Source organism: Paenibacillus sp. BSR1-1 (assembly GCF_030403775.1).
GTDB lineage: Bacteria > Bacillota > Bacilli > Bacillales > Cytobacillaceae > Neobacillus.
In genome coordinates, this window is sequence record NZ_JAQMWQ010000030.1 from 1 (window position 1) to 20031 (window position 20031).

General features: G+C 40.3%; 20 protein-coding genes. 3 read left to right on the forward strand and 17 right to left on the reverse strand.

The features are described 5' to 3' along the window. The first annotated feature begins 270 nt into the window (after positions 1–270). Positions 271–1632: a HAMP domain-containing sensor histidine kinase gene (locus PH210_RS26435; protein WP_289989332.1), complete on the forward strand. Its 1362-nt coding sequence runs from the start codon at positions 271–273 to the stop codon at positions 1630–1632. 38 nt (positions 1633–1670) lie between these two features. Here PH210_RS26435 and floT read toward each other — a convergent pair whose 3' ends face one another. The 7 genes from floT to nadE all read right to left on the reverse strand — a co-directional run bounded on the left by floT (position 1671) and on the right by nadE (position 9071). Next, complete coding sequence (floT, locus tag PH210_RS26440; RefSeq protein WP_289989333.1) at positions 1671–3191, reverse strand: flotillin lipid rafts scaffold protein FloT; 1521 nt, start codon at positions 3189–3191, stop codon at positions 1671–1673. 12 nt (positions 3192–3203) lie between these two features. Next, positions 3204–3749 carry an NfeD family protein gene (locus PH210_RS26445; RefSeq protein WP_289989334.1) on the reverse strand — a complete coding sequence of 182 codons (546 nt, stop codon included), beginning with the start codon at positions 3747–3749 and terminating at the stop codon, positions 3204–3206. A gap of 450 nt (positions 3750–4199) precedes the next feature. Then, complete coding sequence (locus tag PH210_RS26450) at positions 4200–4934, reverse strand: amino acid ABC transporter ATP-binding protein (RefSeq protein ID WP_289989335.1); 735 nt, start codon at positions 4932–4934, stop codon at positions 4200–4202. A gap of 15 nt (positions 4935–4949) precedes the next feature. Further along, entirely contained in the window at positions 4950–5648 is a 699-nt protein-coding gene (locus PH210_RS26455; RefSeq protein ID WP_289989336.1) for an amino acid ABC transporter permease, read from the reverse strand. After that, positions 5635–6471, reverse strand: coding sequence for an amino acid ABC transporter substrate-binding protein (locus PH210_RS26460; protein ID WP_289989337.1), 837 nt, complete (start codon positions 6469–6471; stop codon positions 5635–5637). Before PH210_RS26460 ends, PH210_RS26455 begins: the two co-directional genes overlap by 14 nt. A gap of 167 nt (positions 6472–6638) precedes the next feature. Beyond that, positions 6639–8063 (reverse strand): amino acid permease, encoded by a 1425-nt coding sequence (locus PH210_RS26465; RefSeq protein ID WP_289989338.1) that lies wholly within the window; start codon positions 8061–8063, stop codon positions 6639–6641. Positions 8064–8249: 186 nt separating this feature from the next. Then, positions 8250–9071, reverse strand: a complete 822-nt coding sequence (gene nadE, locus PH210_RS26470) for an NAD(+) synthase (RefSeq protein WP_289989339.1) — start codon at positions 9069–9071, stop codon at positions 8250–8252. Positions 9072–9212: 141 nt separating this feature from the next. Here nadE and PH210_RS26475 point away from each other — a divergent pair, with 141 nt between their 5' ends. Next, a complete protein-coding gene (locus PH210_RS26475) occupies positions 9213–9725 on the forward strand; it encodes an acyl-CoA thioesterase (protein WP_289989340.1) in 513 nt (170 codons plus the stop codon). A 29-nt stretch (positions 9726–9754) separates the two neighbouring features. Here the strand turns inward: PH210_RS26475 and PH210_RS26480 are convergent, their stop codons facing one another. From PH210_RS26480 to PH210_RS26500, 5 genes are all read right to left on the reverse strand, one after another. Beyond that, the gene (locus PH210_RS26480) at positions 9755–10753 is read right to left on the reverse strand and encodes a DUF3231 family protein (protein ID WP_289989341.1); all 999 of its coding nucleotides are present in this window, start codon (positions 10751–10753) and stop codon (positions 9755–9757) included. 86 nt (positions 10754–10839) lie between these two features. Next, complete coding sequence (locus PH210_RS26485; protein ID WP_289989342.1) at positions 10840–11814, reverse strand: cation diffusion facilitator family transporter; 975 nt, start codon at positions 11812–11814, stop codon at positions 10840–10842. Positions 11815–11954: 140 nt separating this feature from the next. Next, positions 11955–12188 (reverse strand): hypothetical protein, encoded by a 234-nt coding sequence (locus tag PH210_RS26490; protein ID WP_289989343.1) that lies wholly within the window; start codon positions 12186–12188, stop codon positions 11955–11957. 54 nt (positions 12189–12242) lie between these two features. Then, entirely contained in the window at positions 12243–13247 is a 1005-nt protein-coding gene (locus PH210_RS26495; protein WP_289989344.1) for an AI-2E family transporter, read from the reverse strand. A gap of 105 nt (positions 13248–13352) precedes the next feature. Beyond that, positions 13353–14360 carry a polysaccharide deacetylase family protein gene (locus PH210_RS26500; RefSeq protein WP_289989345.1) on the reverse strand — a complete coding sequence of 336 codons (1008 nt, stop codon included), beginning with the start codon at positions 14358–14360 and terminating at the stop codon, positions 13353–13355. A 281-nt stretch (positions 14361–14641) separates the two neighbouring features. Between PH210_RS26500 and PH210_RS26505 the strand changes: the two genes are divergently transcribed. After that, the gene (locus tag PH210_RS26505) at positions 14642–14863 is read left to right on the forward strand and encodes a hypothetical protein (protein ID WP_289989346.1); all 222 of its coding nucleotides are present in this window, start codon (positions 14642–14644) and stop codon (positions 14861–14863) included. A 62-nt stretch (positions 14864–14925) separates the two neighbouring features. On the opposite strand, the gene PH210_RS26510 is transcribed toward PH210_RS26505, so the two are convergent. From PH210_RS26510 to cpaB, 5 genes are read right to left on the reverse strand one after another with little or no spacing between them, the layout of a single operon-like run. Further along, positions 14926–15858: a type II secretion system F family protein gene (locus PH210_RS26510; RefSeq protein WP_289989347.1), complete on the reverse strand. Its 933-nt coding sequence runs from the start codon at positions 15856–15858 to the stop codon at positions 14926–14928. A gap of 3 nt (positions 15859–15861) precedes the next feature. Beyond that, positions 15862–16824, reverse strand: a complete 963-nt coding sequence (locus PH210_RS26515; RefSeq protein ID WP_289989348.1) for a type II secretion system F family protein — start codon at positions 16822–16824, stop codon at positions 15862–15864. A 2-nt stretch (positions 16825–16826) separates the two neighbouring features. Next, positions 16827–18188: a TadA family conjugal transfer-associated ATPase gene (locus PH210_RS26520; RefSeq protein WP_289989349.1), complete on the reverse strand. Its 1362-nt coding sequence runs from the start codon at positions 18186–18188 to the stop codon at positions 16827–16829. A 12-nt stretch (positions 18189–18200) separates the two neighbouring features. Further along, positions 18201–19379, reverse strand: a complete 1179-nt coding sequence (locus tag PH210_RS26525; RefSeq protein WP_289989350.1) for a CpaE/TadZ family protein — start codon at positions 19377–19379, stop codon at positions 18201–18203. A 5-nt stretch (positions 19380–19384) separates the two neighbouring features. Next, positions 19385–20008 (reverse strand): Flp pilus assembly protein CpaB, encoded by a 624-nt coding sequence (cpaB, locus tag PH210_RS26530; RefSeq protein WP_289989351.1) that lies wholly within the window; start codon positions 20006–20008, stop codon positions 19385–19387. Positions 20009–20031: the final 23 nt, after the last annotated feature.

A 20031-nucleotide genomic window follows, 5' to 3' on the forward strand; every position in this document is an offset into this window, starting at 1 on the left:
TTGTTTTTTCCAATAAACATTCTAACCAAATTAACCTACGTATTTACGAGTAGGAGCTAGTTTCGTTCATGATAACTCGGCGCTTTGGCGCCTGCGGGGTCTCCCCTGCCCCGTACTCCCGCAGGAGTCTTCGCGCCTTCCGCTCCAATCAACAGTGTTAAAGAATCAACAATGACCATTAACACAGCCTTGATTCAAAAAATGGTTACAAATTGAGGGCTCCTCATGGTCAAACATGTAGTATTCTTAGGGTATGAGGAGTTGTTTTCTATGAATAAAATTTCTTTTAAAATAGGATTGCTTTTCTTTGTCGCTATTTTTCTATTAGAAAGTATTTCTATGTTTTTTTTACACGATAATATCATTCATTCCCGGGTCCATGATGAGTTGTCGGCTCTTCAAACGCGGGGCAATAATCATCGCGAAATTCTTGAGGCTTCCTTCCACGAAGAAACGATCAGGCATATTGCAATGATGGAGGCACGGACTGATACCCAGGTCATCCTGACAACACCGGAGGATGGCATTTATATGTCGTCCAATAAAGTGACGGATGAAATGAAGAAAATCTTAAAGAGAACGCCAAAAAATGTGCCTCATAATGGTTTAATCTTAGAAGATGACTGGAAGCACGCAACCTATATTGCCTCTATTAGTCCAGTAATTATAGATAATAAGGTTAAAGGTTATGTCTATATGTTCCAAAATACGCAAAAAATTAAGGATTTAATTTCTGAGTTAAACAGGCACTTTTTGCTCGCAGGCTTGCTTTCCCTTCTTTTTATGATGATTATCATTGTCTTTTTGACAAGGGCTGTTACGCACCCACTTATTAAGATGAGTGATGCGACAAAGCGGATCAGTAAAGGGGATTTCTCAGTCTCTCTACCGAAGCTTGGGAAGGATGAAATGGGTGAGCTCGGTGAATCGATAAAGGTTCTGGCCAGTGATTTAGAAATATTGAAAAATGAACGAAATGAGTTTTTGGCGAGTATCTCGCATGAACTCAGGACACCATTGACGTATATTAAAGGATATGCAGAAATTGCCCGCCGCGGAGATACGACTGCTGCGGACCGGGACAATTATTTAGGGATTATACATGAAGAGGCTGTTAAACTTGCTAAGCTCGTGAAGGATTTATTTAATCTAGCGAAAATGGATGAAAATTCTTTTTCGATTGAAAAAGAAGAGGTACATTTACTTCCTTATTTTCAGGGTATCATTGAAAAGGTATCCCCAGCGTTAAAAGAAAACAATATGCAGCTTCTACTGTCATGCCCGTCTGAACTCTATAAAGAATTGGACCCAATCCGATTTGAACAGGTAATCGTTAATCTGTTGGACAATGCCCGAAAATATTCGGAACCACATACTAAAATTACTGTGACGGTTAATCAGGAGGATGACAAGCTTCACATTGCCGTGAGAGATGAAGGAAAAGGGATTCCCGAAAAGGATTTAGCTCGCATTTTTGAACGATTTTACCGGGTGGATAAATCACGTACCCGCGCACTAGGGGGATCTGGCCTGGGGCTTTCGATTGTGCAACAGCTGGTGGAGGCACATGGAGGGACGATTGAAGTTTTTAGCAATTTGAACGTGGGAACGACATTTAAAATTCTCTTTTAAAAAAATAATGCCCACGTGCTCACGTGGGCATTTCGTTTTTAAGCGTCTTTTTTCTTGATTTCATCGGTCAGTTCATCGATGCTTTTCCGAACATTCCCTTTACCAGAGTAGTTTTCAATCAGTTCTTTTACATCTATACCGCTTGATGCCTTTAATGACTCCTGCAGGCTTGCCATCAAGTTGGTCGCATAACTGGTGATTTTGCCCGCGCCGCCGTCCGTGCCGGAACCGCCGCCAGTGTCCACAACCGTAATTTTATCAATATTGGATAATGGGCTTGCCACTTGTTTCGCGTATTCAGGCAGCATTTTGATGACCATGTCGAGGATGGCCGCTTGACCAAATTGCTCGAAGGCTTCGGCGATTTTTTCCTTCGCTTCTGCTTCTGCCAAACCTTTTAAGCGGATAATCTCAGCTTCGGTTGAACCCTGTGCTTTTTGAGCTTCAGCTTTCGCCAAACCATCGAGTCGGATTCGCTCAGCTTCCGCCTTTGCCATCGCTTCAATGCGGTATTTATTTGCTTCTGCTTCTGCAATCTCCCTGGCTTTGTTTGCGGCCGCAGATTGCTCAACGGAATAGCGGTCAGCATCAGCCTTTTTCTTAACCTCGGAATCGTACTGGCGCTCGCGGCGCAGAATTTCCTTTTCTTCCAATTCAATTTGTTTTTGTCTCTCGATGATCTTGATTTGCATTTCCTGTTCGGTAACATCCTGCTTCGATCTTGCACTTTCAAGGTCATACGCCTGGTCTGCCCGCGCTTTAGCAATATCCTGTTCACGGCGGAATTCCGCAATTTTCAGCTGATTGATTTTTTCAGCTTCAGCAATTTCCGTTGCCCGTTCTAATTCACTGCGCTTCGCTTCCTTCGCTGCTTCCGCTTTTTTAATACGGGTTTCTTTTTCTGCTTCTGCGGTGGCGATATCGGCATCCCGCTTTACTTGAGCAATCCGTGGTTTACCAAGCGAGTCGAGGTAACCATTTTTGTCGCGGACGTCTTTTATGGTGAATGAGACAATCACTAGACCCATTTTTGCCAGGTCCTGCGAGGCAACACGTTGGACCTCTTGTGAAAATTTATCGCGATTTTTATAAATTTCCTCTACTGTCATGGAACCGAGAATCGAGCGAAGATGCCCTTCTAAAACTTCCCTTGCTTCGTTTTCACGGTCTTCCTTCGGTTTTCCGAGAAACTGCTCAGCCGCTGTGGCAATTTCACTGATCGAGCCGCCAATTTTTATAATGGCAACTCCGTCAGCCATGACGGGTACACCCTGCTCGGTATAAACCTCTGGAGTGGTAACTTCTAGTTTACTAGATAACAAACTTAGCGGCTTTGCCTGTTGGAAAACGGGTAAAATAAAGCTTCCTCCGCCTCGGATGATTTTTACTTTATTGCCCGATTCGTCCACGTGAACATTCCCGCTTCCAAGAAAGCTTCCTGTTACGATTAGTGCCTCATCCGGCCCCGCAGTTCGGTACTTTGTAATAAAGACACCGATTAACGCAATGAAAATAAGAATAACAATTCCGATAATAATCCATACAAATCCGAATTCCATATTGAATCCCCCCTAGATAAAGCTTTCTAATTGATGATGAACAGTTACTTCCAGTATGCCATTTTTGACTTGGACAACGAGCACCTGTGTACCATTTGGAATAGAGTCCCCATCAAAGCTTGATGCTGGTTTTGCAATTCTTCCGCTCGTACTGTCAATCATCACCTCTCCGAATCCATCTGAAGGAATCGAGGTGATTACTGTTCCAATTCTGCCGCGAAGATCTGATTCTTTGTACACTAATGACTCCTCCGCAGATGATAACGGAACAAGCACAAACACATTTAATAAAGTAACGGCAATAAAAGCGAAGACTGCAGAAATTCCTAGGATAAGAAGATAATGTAGTGAGGAAAGTCTTTCAAATAGGTAACCGCTTGCTGAAAGAATGGTTACGAAGGCAAAAATCAAGACTGGGTTGAGAAAATGCAGTCCCCCGTCGCCTGCTCCATGAAAATGAAATACATCGGCAAACAAAACATACAAAACCGTTAAGACACCAGAAATGATTAGTCCATATAAATAAATCATCTCTAATGGAATGCCAAAAGGTTCCATGCGCATCAATCCTTATCGTTCATTTTTTAAACATTCATCCCACTCATAAACCACTCCTCATCCATCAGCATCATTCCCTTCTTATGTATATACCTTTAATACGGTTAATTAATGGAAAAGTTTCACATTTCCAGAAATATTTCTCGTTTTTAATCAATTTCTATAGCAATTCATATTCTCCTGCACTAAAAATGAGGAATTTCTATGAACGAACTGCATATTCTTTGAACTTTGGACATTTTTTTATGTGGTTTGGACATTTTTCGAGGATTATTGGACAATTTTTTATGTGATTTGGACATTTTTCGAGGATTATTGGACAATTTTTTAACAGGAATGGACAATTTTATTGGGGCGTTGGACATTTTTCTATTCACTTTGGACATTTAGACACTTTTTGGAAAAATGACAGAAAATAAAAAAGTGCCATGGCACCCACGCCACAACACCTTATTGAATCATATTCAGGAACTTCCTTGTTCGTTCTTCTTTTGGATTTGTAAAGATTTCTTCTGGCTTGTTTCGTTCGACAATGACGCCACCGTCCATAAAAATAACCTCATCGGCTACATCACGGGCAAAGCGCATTTCATGTGTGACAACGATCATCGTCATGCCCTCACCAGCGAGATCCTTCATAACCTTCAAAACCTCACCAACCAGTTCAGGGTCTAAAGCAGATGTTGGCTCATCAAAAAGCATGACCTCTGGTTCCATTGCTAATGCCCGGGCAATGCCGACACGCTGCTGCTGACCGCCGGAAAGCTGCGCAGGGTAATAGTCAATTTTGTCACCAAGACCGACTTTTTCGAGCAGGGACTGTGCTTTTTTTCGAGCGGCCACTTTGCTCTCCCCTTTTACAATCACCGGCCCTTCCATTACATTCTCAAGAGCGGTTTTATGAGGAAACAGATTGTAATTTTGAAAAACCATTCCGGTTAAGCGGCGGAACGAGGCAATATTTTTTTTGGAAACGGCCTTTGAAAAGTCTAGCTGCTGGCTTTCAATTGAAATGACACCCTTTGTGGGTGTTTCCAACACATTGAGGCAGCGGAGCATGGTTGTTTTACCAGAGCCGGAAGGTCCAATGACAACGACTACTTTTCCTTTTTCAACATTGAGATCAATACCTTTTAAGACTTCCAATTGGCCGAATTGCTTGTATAAACCATTAATTGAAATCATGATAAAACTCCCTCATTAAGACACATATCGGTCCAGTCTTTTTTCCAAAAATCCTTGAATAATGGAAAGAAAAAAGCAAATGACCCAATAAATAAGTGCGGCTTCAGAATAGACCAATAGGAATTCATAGTTGGCCGCTGTAATTTCCTGGGCACGCCGAAACATCTCTGTTACAAGTACAACCGACGCGAGCGAGGTATCTTTGACAAGACTTATAAACGAATTTGATAATGGCGGAATAGATACCTTTGCCGCTTGCGGCAGGATGATTCTTTTTAATGCTTGTGAATAGGTCATCCCAATGGAGTAGCCTGCTTCCCATTGTCCCTTCGGAATGGAAAGAATCGCAGCACGGATAATTTCCGATGCATAGGCACCAACACTTAAGGAAAAACCAATCACGGCAGAAAGAAACGGATTAATAATAATCCCGATATTCGGCAGCCCATAAAAAATAATAAATAATTGGACCAATAAAGGCGTTCCGCGGATAGCAGAAACATACACTCTCGCAATGATTTGAAAAATTTTCACAGAAGATATTCGGGCCAATGCCGTTAAGACGGCTAAGATAATCCCGACGATAAACGAGATAATCGTTAAAGGAATGGTATTCATAATAGCACCCTCCAGCAGCGGCTGGAGGGAGTTTTTTGCAATCTCAATTAATTTAGCTGTTCTTTCAGGATCAGTAAAAATACTATTTAAGTACATCTTTACCAAACCATTTCTCAGAGATTTTTTTGTAGGTACCGTCATCAATCATGTCTTGTAACGCTTTGTTCACTGCATCCACTAGAGTTTTGCTATTTTTTCTAAACATAAAACCGCTTTGAGATGCGTCTTCTGCAGTTGCAACAACCTTTATTGGGGCATCCGGTTTATGCTTCATATAGTCTAAATAGGCAATATTATCATTGATCGTTACATCGACACGTTTTTGCCCTAAAAGCTCGACTGCCTGCTGGAAGCCCTCAACTCCGACAAGGGTCGCTCCATTCTTTTTCGCCATATCACCGTAATTGCTTGTTAGCGATTGAGCGGCTTTTAATCCTTTAATATCCTCAAATGCTTTTACTTTATCGTTATCCTTCGATGTAATTAAGACAGCTTTTGAAGTGATATACCCATTGGAGAAATCATACTTTTCCTGACGGTCAGGACGGATACCAACTTGATTGGCAATCATATCAAAACGCTTCGCATCAAGACCTGCAAACATGGCATCCCATTGTGTTTCCTTAAATTCAGCCTTTACGCCAAGTCGTTTAGCGACTTCTTCAGCAAGTTCAACATCAAAGCCTGTTAATTTACCATTTTCATCATGGTACGTGAATGGAGAATATGTACCTTCCGTACCGATTAAGATCTTGCCATCATCTTTTACCTTTTTTAATAAATCTTCGCCAGCAGTTGCTTTTGTTTCTGTTTTCTTATTCTCATCAGCAGCATTGTTTTTATCACTAGTGCCGCAAGCTGACAAAATAAACATGAAGCTTAGTAAGAGTGCAAAAAGAACCGATAATTTTTTCTTCATAAACTAAAACCCCCTAATTCTGATTGTTTTGCTTGGATTTATTAATCATATTACAACCCTAAATTTCTGTCAAAGAAAAAAATTTGAAATTTGTCGAATTTATTTTGCCCTGATGAAGAAAAAACATGTAAAAATGCCTGCCAGAGATTCTGACAGGCGATCATGTATTATGCCACTCTGGCTGCTGCCTTTTTAACAGCTTGTTTCTTACGCAAAAGTGGTCTGTAGAACAGGATTCCACTTACTAACAAGAGCATTCCAAACATAAAGGTTTTAAGGTCAGCAGTACCTGCGATAATGACCCAAATCGAGTAAACGGTTGACAGAAAGGCAATAATTCCATCGGTTATTCTCGCTCTGTTTCCTTCGTAGGTTTCGCCCGTAATAACTAGCTTCAGCTGGTAAACAGATGAGATGAAGTATGGCACTAAATAAGCTAACGTTGCAATAACAATGACAAAGTCAAAAGCACCAGAAATAGATTTAGAAATCGTTGAGAAAATAAATAACTGTCCTAACCCATTTGTAACTAGAAGAGAAAATAATGGCAAGCCCTTTTTATTTTCTTTTAAGAAAGAAGGCAGGAATACTCCTTGCTTTGCCGCCTGGTATGGCACTTCGGAACTTAACATTACCCAGCCGATGGTTGAGCCAAATAAACTAATTAAGCCAATGCCCGCTAACACTTTGCCGCCAATAGGTCCTAAGATTGTTTGAATCGCATCAATCAATGGTTTGTCAGAGTGGATTAGGGTGTTCTGATCTAACATTCCCATTACCAGTGTACTGATTCCCATATAAATGGCTAAGGCTATGAATAAGCCTAAGATTGTAGCACGCTTAACATCCGTTTGCTTTTTCGCACGTGAAGCAAAAACAACTGCCGATTCTACCCCGATGAATGCCCATAATGTGTTTACTGCCGCGTTGTTTACCTGCGATAGCAAGCCTAGGGCATGGCCGGCTTCATCCATTCTTGTTGCCATCATTGGAAGCATATTGCTTTTTTCGAAAGCAAAGAGTCCAACAATGATAAAGACGAAAAAGCCTGCGACTTTTGCAGCAGTTGCCGCGAAGTTTAATTTTCCTGCGCTTTCCATGCCGCGTAAAATAATAAAGTGTGTTCCCCATAATAGGATGGTACATACAATAAAGGTCAAACCATTACCAACTTTCAAGGTAAAACTGCCGATTGAAAACCATTTTGCACTGCTTGTTAGAATTGGGAAAAACGTTGATAAATAACCGGCAAACGTTGTGATGATGGCTACGTTTCCGGCAAGATTCCCGATCCAATAGCCCCAGGAAGACATAAAGCCGGAAAGGGTTGATGCATTAGAGCCTGGTTTAAAAAGCTCCTTCGCATAAATTTGTGGCCCACCGTTTAAGTTCGGCTTACGAATCGCCAGATTTCCAAAAACAAGAGCTGTCATTAGAACCCCAAAACCTGTTAATAACCATGCTGAAATAACTCCTGCAGGACTTGCTGCTTCTGATAACGATCTTGGCAGCATGAAAATTCCCGAACCAACCATATTTCCAACGACAAGCGCCGTCAATACCCAAAAACCAAGTTTATTTGATTTCCCCATGATGTAAACCCCTCTCGATGTTGACTGCTTTTATTTTAGTGAAATAATTTTTGATATTTATTATGTAACTAGAATAAGCCCGTCCACACCCTATGTCAATGGAAAATTTTATTGTGATAAAGCATTAGAGAACTAAAATAATTTTCCGAAAAAAGAGACTGCCTATTTGGCAATCTCTCGTGATGTTTATTTCCACCAATCGTCAAACATACTAACTGGCGGTCTCCGCTTATGTTCTGTCATAAGGTAACGCTTTTCAACTTTTTCTGCCACTTCTTTTGAAACCGGCATTCCTTCAAGGTAATCATCCAGCTCATCGTATGTAATACCAAGTTCTGTTTCATCGGCCTGTCCGGGCTTTTGGTCAAGCAGGTCTGCGGTTGGAACCTTTAAATACAAGCGTTCATCAGCCCCAAGCTCTTTAAGGAGCTCCTTACCCTGTCGTTTGGTTAAGCCTGTCAGCGGAAGAATATCTGTCCCGCCATCGCCATATTTTGTAAAGAATCCCGTAACGGCTTCTGCTGCATGGTCTGTCCCAATGACAAGAAGGCCTTCCATTCCGCCGATTGCGTATTGCGCAATCATTCTCACCCGAGCCTTAACATTGCCTTTTTGGTAATCGCTTAAGGCTGTCCCGTCATAATTGGAATTATATTCGTTTTGGACTTCATCTACAGGCGCTTTGATATTAAATACCGTCTCCCGATCCGCTTTAATAAAGGCTAATGAACGTCTCGCATCTTCTTCATCCTGCTGGACACCATATGGAAGGCGGACAGCAATAAATAAAGCTTCAGTTCCTTCATTCCGCAGTTCTTCCACTGCGAGCTGTGCCAGGCGTCCTGCTAGCGTGGAATCCTGGCCGCCGCTAATTCCCAGCACATATCCCTTCGCTTTTGTTTTTCGCAAATAGTTTTTTAAGAAATCAATTCTCTTTCGAATTTCTTCCTTTGGTTGGATGTTTGGAGTAACATTTAGTTCCTTCATGATTTGTGATTGCATATTCATCCTCGGGTCCCCCTAACTAACCTTTGATATAAGTAATGTACCACAATTGCTCCTATTTCACTAAAATCTGAAGCAACACAAGTAGAGAATTTTACCGGTTTATGGGTAAAGTAATTTTAGGAATGTATGGGAGGAATTTAGATGGAAGCAAAAACATGCAATGAATCGAGAGTGGTAAGAACGAGCAGGATATTCCCGAATGATGTTAATAATCATAATACTTTATTTGGCGGGAAGCTGATGAGTGATGTCGATATGCTCGCATCCATTACAGCTACCAGGCATTCACGAAAGGAATGTGTCACTGCTTCAACGGATTCCGTAGATTTTTTAAGCCCAATCACCCAGCAAGACTCCGTATGTTTTGAATCCTTTGTCACGTGGACCGGCACCTCATCAATGGAGGTTTTTGTAAAAATTATAGCCGAAAACTTATTAACTGGAGATAGAAAAATTGCTGCCACTGCCTTTTTAACATTTGTGGCTTTAGATGACAATGGAAAACCATCTGCGGTTCCAAGAATCATCCCTGAAACCGAAGAGGAAAAAAAGCTTTTTGAAACGGGAAAGCAACGAGCCGAAGAGCGGAAAAAGCATCGCAAAAACAGCAAGGAGCTCGCTAGTTATTTTACCACCAGTAAACCGTGGGAATAATAAAAGGTTCGCCGCTAAGGCGAACCTTTTTACAGTTTCTGCAAGCTTTTTCGATCTACAGCGTGGGGTACCTGCTGTGCCCATCCGCGTTCAATTAAGATATTAAACCCTTTTTCAGCATATAGCATAATCTCGATAATAAATTTTTGATAATGTAGAGCCAAATCTGTTCTCAATGATAAGGATAAGGCATGACCAAGAAGTGAGATATCAATGGCATTCAACGAATGAAACAGCATAACAACAAGCTTATCTGAAAAAGGAGAAACCGTTGCATCAGTTACCTCCATAGCCAAGGGAATATTCCCAAGGAGCTCCTCTTTCATTAAAATGTCATTAAATACCCGGATTTGTTTTTCGGAAATAGATTTTCCTTCCTTAATATAGGAATGGATTTCTTTATCCTTGATCACCTGCAGTAATCCCATACAAAGTAAAATCGAAAAATAATTCCGTTCCGTATTAAAAAAAATCTCCGTTAGTTCAATTGAATTTAGCGGTCTTTTCTCACCAAAACCCTTAATATAAGATTTCTTGTTTATGTATTCTACATGCCTTGGATAAGGAATCATTGGCGGCCTGTCATAGATTCCTTTTGAAAGCAACAAGGTCGTTGATGTTTGATATAAATGAGAAGCCTGGTTATTCATGTTCACAAAAAACTCCATTACATCTTCTCTAGCCACATTCACGGTAATAAAGCTCGTATTGATCATTCCTAAGCGGCTCAGCGAATAGACAAAGCTGAGGGCAAACATATCGTAGAATACAGGAGGAGCTGTTAAATCAATATCATTTTCCGAAAACCCATCAGGAATGGGTATTCCTTCATTTTTAAAAATCGAGGCGATTTGAAATACATGACCTTCAGAAATCTCTAAGGCCTGTTGCAATAGGCTTTTAATTTCTTCATCCTGGTTATGATAAATAAAATATTTTATTAAGCAGACACTCATACTTTCCTGAAGATAGGTGGCCCATAGCCCACCAATTTCAGCACTAGATAATCTGGCAGTATGTGCAGCCATGAACTTTCATCTCCTAAAATACACTTTATGAATAGATTCCCTATCCCAGATTGGATTTATTCAAATTCAATAAATGAACCAATTTTTTATTCTGTTGTTGGTTCACTGCGATTTTTCCAACTCATTATTTCATCCTCTTCATCAATCTCTATCGTGACATCGACGACGCCTTTTTCCGCCATGATTTTTTCCTCTAAACGATCTTTTATATCATCAGCGGCAGCCACCGTTAATTTAGGGTCAACCTCGATTTCCAATTCAACATGCAAATCCTCCCCCTCTTTAATAACGGTAAGCCCTTGAATATCCTTTACATCGGGATCTGCCATGACCAGTTCCCCAATTTTGTTCTCCATTTCTTCATCAGCCTGGCCAATGACACCTGCGGCATTATCTAAAAAGACCTTGCCAACTACGAAGAACATCATCACCCCAATAACCATCGAGGCAAGGCCTTCAGCCCGGTGGAAGGCCGTGAAATGAGCGATTAACACTGCGATAATGGCTAACAAACCGCCCAATGTGGCAACTAAGTCTTCCATAAAAACAAGCTTTGTTGCAGGTTTAGCACGACCCAAATTGGCAAAACTTTTAGCAAACACGCTAGGACCGCTTGCTTCAACCTCTATCTCGTGCAATATTTCTTTCATCGCTTTAAAAAGGACAAAGGTTTCGAGCAATGTAGCTACCCCTAGCACGAGTAGATTAATGATGAATCCACTGGATTCTGTTGGATGGACAACATGGTGATAGCCTTCAACTATCGTTTCAAACGCCATTATACCTACGATTAATACAGCACCTAGGAGAACGAGGTTCACCAAACGGCCAAATCCATTAGGGTATTTTTCAGTAGGGGCCTTCTTACTTAAGGCCGAACCCACAAACACAAAAAATTGGTTGGCAGCATCCCCAAGGCTGTGCATCGTTTCAGCAAACATCGCCACATTGCCGGTGTACATATAGGCTACACCTTTAATAATCGAAATGATCGTATTAATAATCGCAGCGAGCATCGCCGATTTATTTCCACGTTTTAATAATTGAAAAATTTCTCCCATCGTATCCTCTTTTCCTTAATAAATTTAATTGGTTGTTCTTAATATTTTCTAAAACCCAATGAATCATGTTGGTACATTTATTTTTACAATCAAAAAAGAAGGTCCATAAAGAACCTTCCTTATTAAATGGGGGTCTTCTGTTAAATATTCTGCAGTACCATATTTAAGCGGTTGGTTCGTTCGCTTTTTTCTTCCTCAGTTGCTAGATCATACTTTTTCAGCAAATGGAACACTTCGTTCAGGATTGCCTGAGTATGCTCCTTTGCAAAAAACTCTTCAAACAACGGCTTCATTTCTTCCGGCAAAAATACTGCTTGTGATTCAAATTTACTTTTTACATCTTCTTGAGAATGATCCAGCTTACATTCGCCCATTAGAAACACTCCTTGGTTTTGATATTTCTAGTTTATCCCAAACAAAAAAGCCCATCAACTGGGCTTTTTTGTTTCGGTCACTTCTAAAACATCTAAGAGAAAGACAAAGACAGGAATTCCGACAATCAATCCCCAAACACCAAAAAAGTGTTCCGAGAAAATCAACACAATAAACGTATAGAATACAGGCAGATTGGTTTTGGAACTCATCAAATTTGGATTGAGGATATAAGCCTCGATACCATGAATGATGGCAATCGCAATCCCGACATATAGCACCTTCATTAATCCGCCAATACTATATGCGATAATCACCAGCGGGATCAAAGAAATGATAACCCCGGCAACAGGAATCAGCCCCAACAGGAAAATCATAATGGATAAACCGCCCAATTGCGGAAAATCGAGCAGCCATAAGGAAATGGTTGTCAGAATACAGTTCACAACCGCAATAATCAATTGTGCTTCAATGACTTTCCCGAAGGTTGCCACAAATTTACGGGCAAAAAATTCAACTTCCTCGTAAATAGAGGCAATTTTGCTTTTCTTAAATTTCTTCGTAAACTCAATTAAACGTGGTTTTTCCAATAAGAAAAACAGACTAAGTAAAAGAGCCAATAAGATTTGCAATCCGATTTTACTAATATCGGTAAAATATTTAAATATGAAGGTAAAGCCTTGCTCAAGGTAACTTGAAATTTGAATTTCTTCAATTCGTCTTACTACATAATTCAGCACTATGTTATCATGCTTCGATGTGTAGAATGCTGTCAGCTGTTTGATTAGGTCCCTAATCTCACCTGCAATCATTGGCAAGTACATAACCAATCCGTAGGAAAGCAATCCAACAATACAAGCATATGAAATAACAACAATCAGTTTTCGATTAAGAGGAATTTTTTGTTCAATGAATTGAACGAGCCGATCCATTAAAAAAGCAAAAATAAACGTCAGTAAAATTAAATTAATCATGCTTTTCATCGCATAAATAATGATGGCAATGACGACAAATATCGATATTCGTTTGAAGCTGCTGCTCTGCAAAAGTTTATTCATCATAGGCAATTATCGAACCCCATTAATTTTCTATCAATTCTGTGATTAACTATAAATATTATATCAAAACCTAAGGTATTTTGTCCTTTTAGAGAGTTATTTATATGTTTAAAATTGGACAGGGGGTGTCATGGCATCGATGGCTTTACCTTCAAAGCCTTGTTTGCTTAAATAGTCTAACAGTGCCGGCAAATGGGCCAGCGTTTCTTTTCTTTCATGTAAAAGAATCACAAGCGGTCCATTATGATTTGCTTTCCTATTTATCTGCTCGATGACATTTGAAACGTACCGTGCGTCTTTATAATACCAATCCTTGCTGTCAATATTCCAATCCCACATAATATACCCCTGGTCCTTCACCGCTTTTTTATATATGTCTGTCATATATGGGAAACTGCCGTAAGGAGTTCTCATGATATGCGAATCAATTCCCGATACAGTTTTCAATGTATTCCGATTTTGATTTAATTCACTTATAACCGAATTAGCGGATGCATAAAATATTTTCACACTATGGGAGACACTATGCAGGCCTACCGTTTCACCGTTCTGGACCATTAATTTAACCGAATTTGGATATCGGCGAATATTTCCGTCGATCATAAAAAAAGTTGCCTTGAAATGATATTTTTCTAGAAGTGTAATAATCTCACCGGAAAAGGGGGCTGGACCATCATCAAATGTTAAATAAACCGTTTTTTTAGAGCCTGGACTAGCGCTTACAGGTGGTGTTTGTGTTTGATTTGACTGAGGTGTAGTTGTTTCCTGTTTCGGTGGCTCTAAAGTACCGGTTTCCTTAGTTGGAGGCTGTGCCGCTTTAGTCTCTGCAGGAGTTTGAACTGGATTTTGTTCTTGCTTTTGTTCTTGTACGGCTTCTTGCTGCTGTTTTCGAATCCATTCTTTTTCAAGCTTTGCATCCTTCGTATTCTGACTAACTATTTTTGAATCTGGTTGTTGATCAGTCTGTTTCTTTTGTTCATTTTTTTGAAGATTAATAGGTTTACTTGCCGCTTTGGCCTGAAAATAATTGCTGACAAATACCCCTGCAAACAAGAACCCAATCGCAATAATGACTACTACTGACCCCTTCGTCCAACCGCGCTTTCGATTCCCCATTTTTCATTCCCTCTTTGATGTTTATTTTTTCCTTCCCCATTATAGACGAAATTTCGTCTATATCGTTACAATTCTATTAAAAATATGACAATTCTATTAAAATAATAGTGAGAATAGTAGAAATTTAGACAATGTCCTACAATATCTATCATACCTGAAAATGAATAAAATGGGTGGAAAATTAATCATAAATTTCCAAATAGTAGACAGGCAAGTTCCTATATCAGCTGACATAGATATCAATAATTGGCCTATGAAGGGGATAGTGTGGAGGTGATTATGTGTCAGGTGGGCTAAAAGCGCTGCTTTACATCGTATCATTTTTTATTCCTGTCGTTGGAATCATCATAGGGATTGTTTGGATGACTGAACATGATCCAGAAAAGAAATCGGTTGGAAAAACCTGTATAATCCTTGGGCTTATCATGATTGTTTTAAGCTTTATCTTCTGGTTTGCCCTGTTCGCCTTTTCAGTCGCACCGGTCATTACGTCAGGGTATTGACGGCCCTTTTAAATTGAAAAGAACCTAATTCTTTTTATAGAATTAGGTTCTTTGATGTTTTATTATCCGCCAAGGCCTTTTGTAACCAATGTGATTACTAATGGACCTAATATAACAATAAACAGTGATGGAAAAATAAAAAATACCATTGGAAATAACATTTTAACCGGTGCCTTCATAGCCTGTTCCCGTGCAGCCTCACGTCGCTGCTCCCGTACGCGGACAGTCAGATTGCCAAGCACCTTTGCCATCCCGATTCCGAGCTGGTCCGCTTGGATTAATGAAGTGATAATATTTTGAAACGAATCAGAAGGGACACGTTTCCGGAGATCATAAAAGGCTTCCCTTCTGGACTTACCCAGCTTCATATCCTCTAAAGTATGTAGGAATTCCTCTGCCAGAGGGCCTTTATTTTTTTGGGAAACTTCCGCTACTGCTTGATCAAGTCCCATCCCAGCTTCAAGCAAAAGGTTGACCGTGTCAAAAAAATCGGGCATTGATTTGGTAATTTCCTTTATTCTCGCCGTTTTCTTTTTTCCAAGGAAAAAGACAGGAAGTCGGAACCCTAGAAGGGCCATTACGATGGCAAGCATCCAAATGGCTGCCTTATTATCAGCAACAGGTAAAATGAACAAAACGAATGGCAGGCTCAGGACCGCAACCAGGACTAATTGGAATAACCTGAAGTCAATGGCCGTTTTAAAGGGGTAACCGGCATCACGAAGCAGTAATTCTATTTTTTTTCTTTCCGATTTTGACACCTTTTTATTTAACAATTTCGTTCCTTTATCCCAATAATTCTGAAATTCTTTTTTCATTCTTCCCTCTTTGTTTTTCACCATTGAATCCACTTTTTCTTTTTTCAGCGATTCATCAAAATACATGCCTACGCGTTTATTAAAGGCAATTTCCTTTTTGAATATAGTCGAAAGGATTCCTGCGAGCAGAAAAGTCAGGAAAGCACCTGTTAAAAAAATAAAAATAACATCCTGCAATTCCTACACCTCAATCCGAATAATCTTTTGAATACATAACCATCCAATGAAGATGGAGACTGCACATACAGAAAGCATAGCCCATCCTAACGGGTGTTCAAGCATTGGTCCGAAATATTCCCGATTCACCAATGATAAGTATAAACCTAATCCCACAGGAAGAAGGGTAATAATCCAGGATGACATCTTTCCTTGAGCGGTTAAGGTATTCAATTCTTCCATTATTCTTACTCTTCCTCGAATCGTTTCTTCCATGGTTTCGAGCAGCTCGGCCAGATTACCGCCGCTTTTCCGCTGAGCCAATATCGCTCTTACTACAACTTCAAGTTCCTTATTAGGCACTCGTTCCACTAATTCTTCAAAAACCTCTTCCAAAGGCATCCCCAAACCCGCCTGCCGGACAACCCGCTCAAATTCAGGTCCGAGTGGAGCTGGTACTTCCTTTCCGACAAGCTGCATTGCCTGCATAAAGCTAAAGCCTGCTCTCATGGAGTTCGCCATCATTCCCAACACATCAATTAACTGATAGGAGGATTGCTGCAGCCGTTTTTTTCTTTTTTTCTTCATAAAAAACTTGGGAAGGGCAAATCCGATAAAAATGGCAATTGGGCTAAGATAAACAGGAATTCCTACGAAAACTGATAGGAAAGCAAATCCAGCTGCGGTTAAAAATCGAAAAGCAAAAAATTCTTCCGGTTTTAAAGTACTGCCTGCCTCAAGTAAAGTTTTCTCTGTCTTTTCGTTAAATTGAACGTTTTTAAAGATCAAGCTGACAGAAATGATAAAGCGTTTGACTAGCGGTTGTCTTTTTTCCTCTTCTATGACTGAATCCTCCGCAGCCGGGCCGGGTAAAAACTCCTGAATACGATTTGAGATTCTCTTCTTTTTGGTGTATCCCCTTAAGATCAGATACATGAATAAGCTGACTGCCAAAAAAATTAAAAGTAACTTCGCCATAGTTTCCATCTTTACCACTCCCCGACAAACATTGAAGCAGGCAATGTGTAGCCATTTAGTTCAAGCTGCTCAGCAAATTTCGGCCGAATGCCTGTGGAAATAAATCTTCCTTCAATCTTTCCATCTTCGCTAAATCCCGATTCTTTAAATAAATAGATATCCTGGAGCACAATCGTGTCCCCTTCCATTCCTAACACTTCGGTTATATGAGTGATTTTTCGGGAGCCATCCTTTAGTCTCGATTGGTGAACGATTACGTCGATGGCATTGGCAATCTGCTCTCGAATCGCTTTTACAGGGAGATCATAGCCAGCCATTAGCACCATTGTTTCTAATCGGGAAAGGATGTCTCGAGGAGAGTTGGCGTGCCCTGTACTCAAACTGCCATCATGACCCGTATTCATTGCCTGGAGCATATCCAACGCTTCGGCTCCGCGAACTTCGCCGACAACAATTCTGTCTGGACGCATTCGAAGGGAATTACGCACCAAATCTCTAATCGTAATCTGCCCTTTTCCTTCTATATTTGGAGGCCGTGATTCCAACGAAACGATATGGTCCTGATTTAGCTTTAGCTCTGCTGCATCCTCAATGGTAACGATTCGTTCATTATTTGGAATAAATGACGATAGCACATTTAATGTCGAGGTTTTTCCAGATCCTGTTCCCCCGCTAATGAAAAGGTTGAGCCTGGATTTTACGCAAATATCTAGAAATTCCGCCATGTCTTCGGCCAGCGTACCAAATTGAACGAGATCTTTGATGGTGAAAGGTGTATCGGAAAACTTCCTGATGGTTAGGCTTGGTCCTTTTAATGCAAGTGGTGGAATGATGGCATTTACACGTGAACCATTCGGTAAGCGGGCATCCACCATCGGAGAGCTTTCATCAATGCGGCGGCCGATTGGGGAAACAATTCGCTCAATGACCCGCATGACATGCTGGTTATCAACAAAATGGATATTACTTCTTATAATCCGGCCATTTTTCTCATAATAGATTTCGTCAAAGCTATTGACCATGACCTCATTAATCAATGGGTTTTCTAATAAGGGAGTAATGGGACCATATGCCATCAGTTCATCTTTCACGTAATTCAATATTTCCTGCTTCTCTTCAAACGTCAACCTTCCTCCTTCTTGTTCAAAAAAGGCCTGCCCTAAATACTCTATCTTTTGGATTTCCTCTTCTTTATTCTGATCTTGGCCGGGATATTTTTTTAGCTCCTCTAAGAGAAAATCATGAAGCTCTGCTTCAAGCTTCCAAAATTCCTGTGACCGAGGAATAACCGGAAGAGTAAAAACGTCTTGTTCTTGGTTTTTGTCACTCTGACTTTGCCTATTTTCTTCTTTGAATCTTTCAAATAATGACATTGAGCTCACTCCTTACTTTCCAACTGGAAACCAGCGCTTAGCTTTTTTACTTTCAGCTGGACCTTTATTCATTTGATCGAAAAGCATTTCTGCCAGCTTCCAAACGCCCTTACCCAGCTGACTCCGTGAATTCGAAAGCATAAATGGCTGTCCTGCTTTGATTGAAGAGTTAGCCACATTTGCTTGATCCGGCAAGGAGTGAAAGAGAGGCATTTCCAAAATTTCTTCTATTTTCTTTATCTCAATACCTTGTCCCTTTGCCGTACGGTTTAAAACAAGCTTTACTTTATCTCTTTGCTTAATAGATTCTAAGGTTTCAAGATAAAGCTGGCTTAACCTTAATACAGAAATTTCGTTGATGGCCAGCAGAAGAATTTCATCTGCCATATCTAGACAGCGTAAATGAATTTCGGATAAAAAGACAGGCATGTCAATTAAGACAATATCAAATAATTTCTTTGCTGCTTCAACGGAAACTTTTATGTGCTCGTCCGAAATTCCTTCAAAGAACTCTGGACGAGGCGGCGCTGCAAGAATGGATACATCGCCATCAACCTTGGTCATATATTGGTCGATAGAATAATTTTCACGTCCATAGCCTTCCTTCACCCATTCATAAATGGTCCTTTTTGGCTTCATATTATAGTACATCGCTACTTCGCCAAATTGGAGATTTCCGTCGATGACTGCCACCTTTTTTCCCATTCTTGCAAAAGAAATAGCTAGATTAACCGTTAATAGTGTCCTGCCTACGCCGCCTTTAGGATTGGAAATAGCGATGACCCTGCTTTTTTCTTTTAAAAGATAGAGCTGGTCTTTTTTTGCCCGGTGTTCCATATATTTCTTTGCATGATCAATCGCTTCACTAAGCTCATCGTGGTCATAAGAGGATCTAAGTGTATCTGATGCTCCCATAAGCATCGCTTTTTTTAGATTTTCCATATTATCAGGCACAATTAAGATAATATAAACGTGTGGATACAATACAGAAATTTCCTGACAAAGCTCATATACGTTGTACAACGTATGAGCTTTTAGGAATAATACAGACTGATTATTCTGAATGAGAAGGGTATGCAGTTTCTCAATCTGATTGGTAGCAGTTAATTTAAAGCGCTGCTTTTCTAATAGTATTTTTATTTCTCCTGGAGGAGTGTTTGTATCGGAAAAATAATACCAGTTAATGTCCATAGCGTTTATTTGCCCTCCTCTTTATTGTCATCTTTAATGACTTCTCTCGTTTGTTTTATTCCTGTTTTTCCTGCCTGTGTGTCTTCAGGGTTTCGGAGCATTAAATAAAAGCCATCTTTATCCTTAGAGGCTAGGCCTAGCATGACACCTTGCTCTGGTGTGACTTCTAAAGTTACCGTTTCATAGTGGAGTGCTTCATCCTTATTGTCGGATGATTTACCTGAAGTCAGGACCTTAACATTCTCTAGAACAAGGACAGCAGATTTGAATTCCTTACCTGCAACGTCTTTTGTCGTTTCATAGGCAAGGACATCTACTTTTGAGTTCGGTGCAATGTACCCTGAAACTCCTTGCTCGAGGTTTACCCTTATCGAAAACGCTCTATTTCCTTTACTCACTTCAATAATTGGGTTTTTGAATTCCCGTTCAAGCTTTTTCTTTTCTTCCTCGGCTTTTTTCTTTTCTTCCGCTTGCTTATCGGTTTGACTGTCTTTCTTCTGTTGTTCTTGGGTTACTTGCCCATCCGCTGCAGTTGAAACATTTTCTTTTGAGAAAATAGTCAAATAGGCAAAGGCTGCAACCATCATTCCTAGTATTAATGAGATCATCCAAATTTTTTTTGTATTCATAATATCCTCCCACGTTTCATAAC

What these genes read in the sequence shown, in the direction of transcription:
- PH210_RS26435 (WP_289989332.1), top strand. Translation starts at nt 271, where the DNA reads ATGAATAAAATTTCTTTTAAAATAGGATTGCTTTTCTTTGTCGCTATT.
- floT (WP_289989333.1), bottom strand. Translation starts at nt 3,191, where the DNA reads ATGGAATTCGGATTTGTATGGATTATTATCGGAATTGTTATTCTTATT.
- PH210_RS26445 (WP_289989334.1), bottom strand. Translation starts at nt 3,749, where the DNA reads ATGGAACCTTTTGGCATTCCATTAGAGATGATTTATTTATATGGACTA.
- PH210_RS26450 (WP_289989335.1), bottom strand. Translation starts at nt 4,934, where the DNA reads ATGATTTCAATTAATGGTTTATACAAGCAATTCGGCCAATTGGAAGTC.
- PH210_RS26455 (WP_289989336.1), bottom strand. Translation starts at nt 5,648, where the DNA reads ATGTACTTAAATAGTATTTTTACTGATCCTGAAAGAACAGCTAAATTA.
- PH210_RS26460 (WP_289989337.1), bottom strand. Translation starts at nt 6,471, where the DNA reads ATGAAGAAAAAATTATCGGTTCTTTTTGCACTCTTACTAAGCTTCATG.
- PH210_RS26465 (WP_289989338.1), bottom strand. Translation starts at nt 8,063, where the DNA reads ATGGGGAAATCAAATAAACTTGGTTTTTGGGTATTGACGGCGCTTGTC.
- nadE (WP_289989339.1), bottom strand. Translation starts at nt 9,071, where the DNA reads ATGAATATGCAATCACAAATCATGAAGGAACTAAATGTTACTCCAAAC.
- PH210_RS26475 (WP_289989340.1), top strand. Translation starts at nt 9,213, where the DNA reads ATGGAAGCAAAAACATGCAATGAATCGAGAGTGGTAAGAACGAGCAGG.
- PH210_RS26480 (WP_289989341.1), bottom strand. Translation starts at nt 10,753, where the DNA reads ATGGCTGCACATACTGCCAGATTATCTAGTGCTGAAATTGGTGGGCTA.
- PH210_RS26485 (WP_289989342.1), bottom strand. Translation starts at nt 11,814, where the DNA reads ATGGGAGAAATTTTTCAATTATTAAAACGTGGAAATAAATCGGCGATG.
- PH210_RS26490 (WP_289989343.1), bottom strand. Translation starts at nt 12,188, where the DNA reads ATGGGCGAATGTAAGCTGGATCATTCTCAAGAAGATGTAAAAAGTAAA.
- PH210_RS26495 (WP_289989344.1), bottom strand. Translation starts at nt 13,247, where the DNA reads ATGATGAATAAACTTTTGCAGAGCAGCAGCTTCAAACGAATATCGATA.
- PH210_RS26500 (WP_289989345.1), bottom strand. Translation starts at nt 14,360, where the DNA reads ATGGGGAATCGAAAGCGCGGTTGGACGAAGGGGTCAGTAGTAGTCATT.
- PH210_RS26515 (WP_289989348.1), bottom strand. Translation starts at nt 16,824, where the DNA reads ATGGAAACTATGGCGAAGTTACTTTTAATTTTTTTGGCAGTCAGCTTA.
- PH210_RS26520 (WP_289989349.1), bottom strand. Translation starts at nt 18,188, where the DNA reads ATGTCATTATTTGAAAGATTCAAAGAAGAAAATAGGCAAAGTCAGAGT.
- PH210_RS26525 (WP_289989350.1), bottom strand. Translation starts at nt 19,379, where the DNA reads ATGGACATTAACTGGTATTATTTTTCCGATACAAACACTCCTCCAGGA.
- cpaB (WP_289989351.1), bottom strand. Translation starts at nt 20,008, where the DNA reads ATGAATACAAAAAAAATTTGGATGATCTCATTAATACTAGGAATGATG.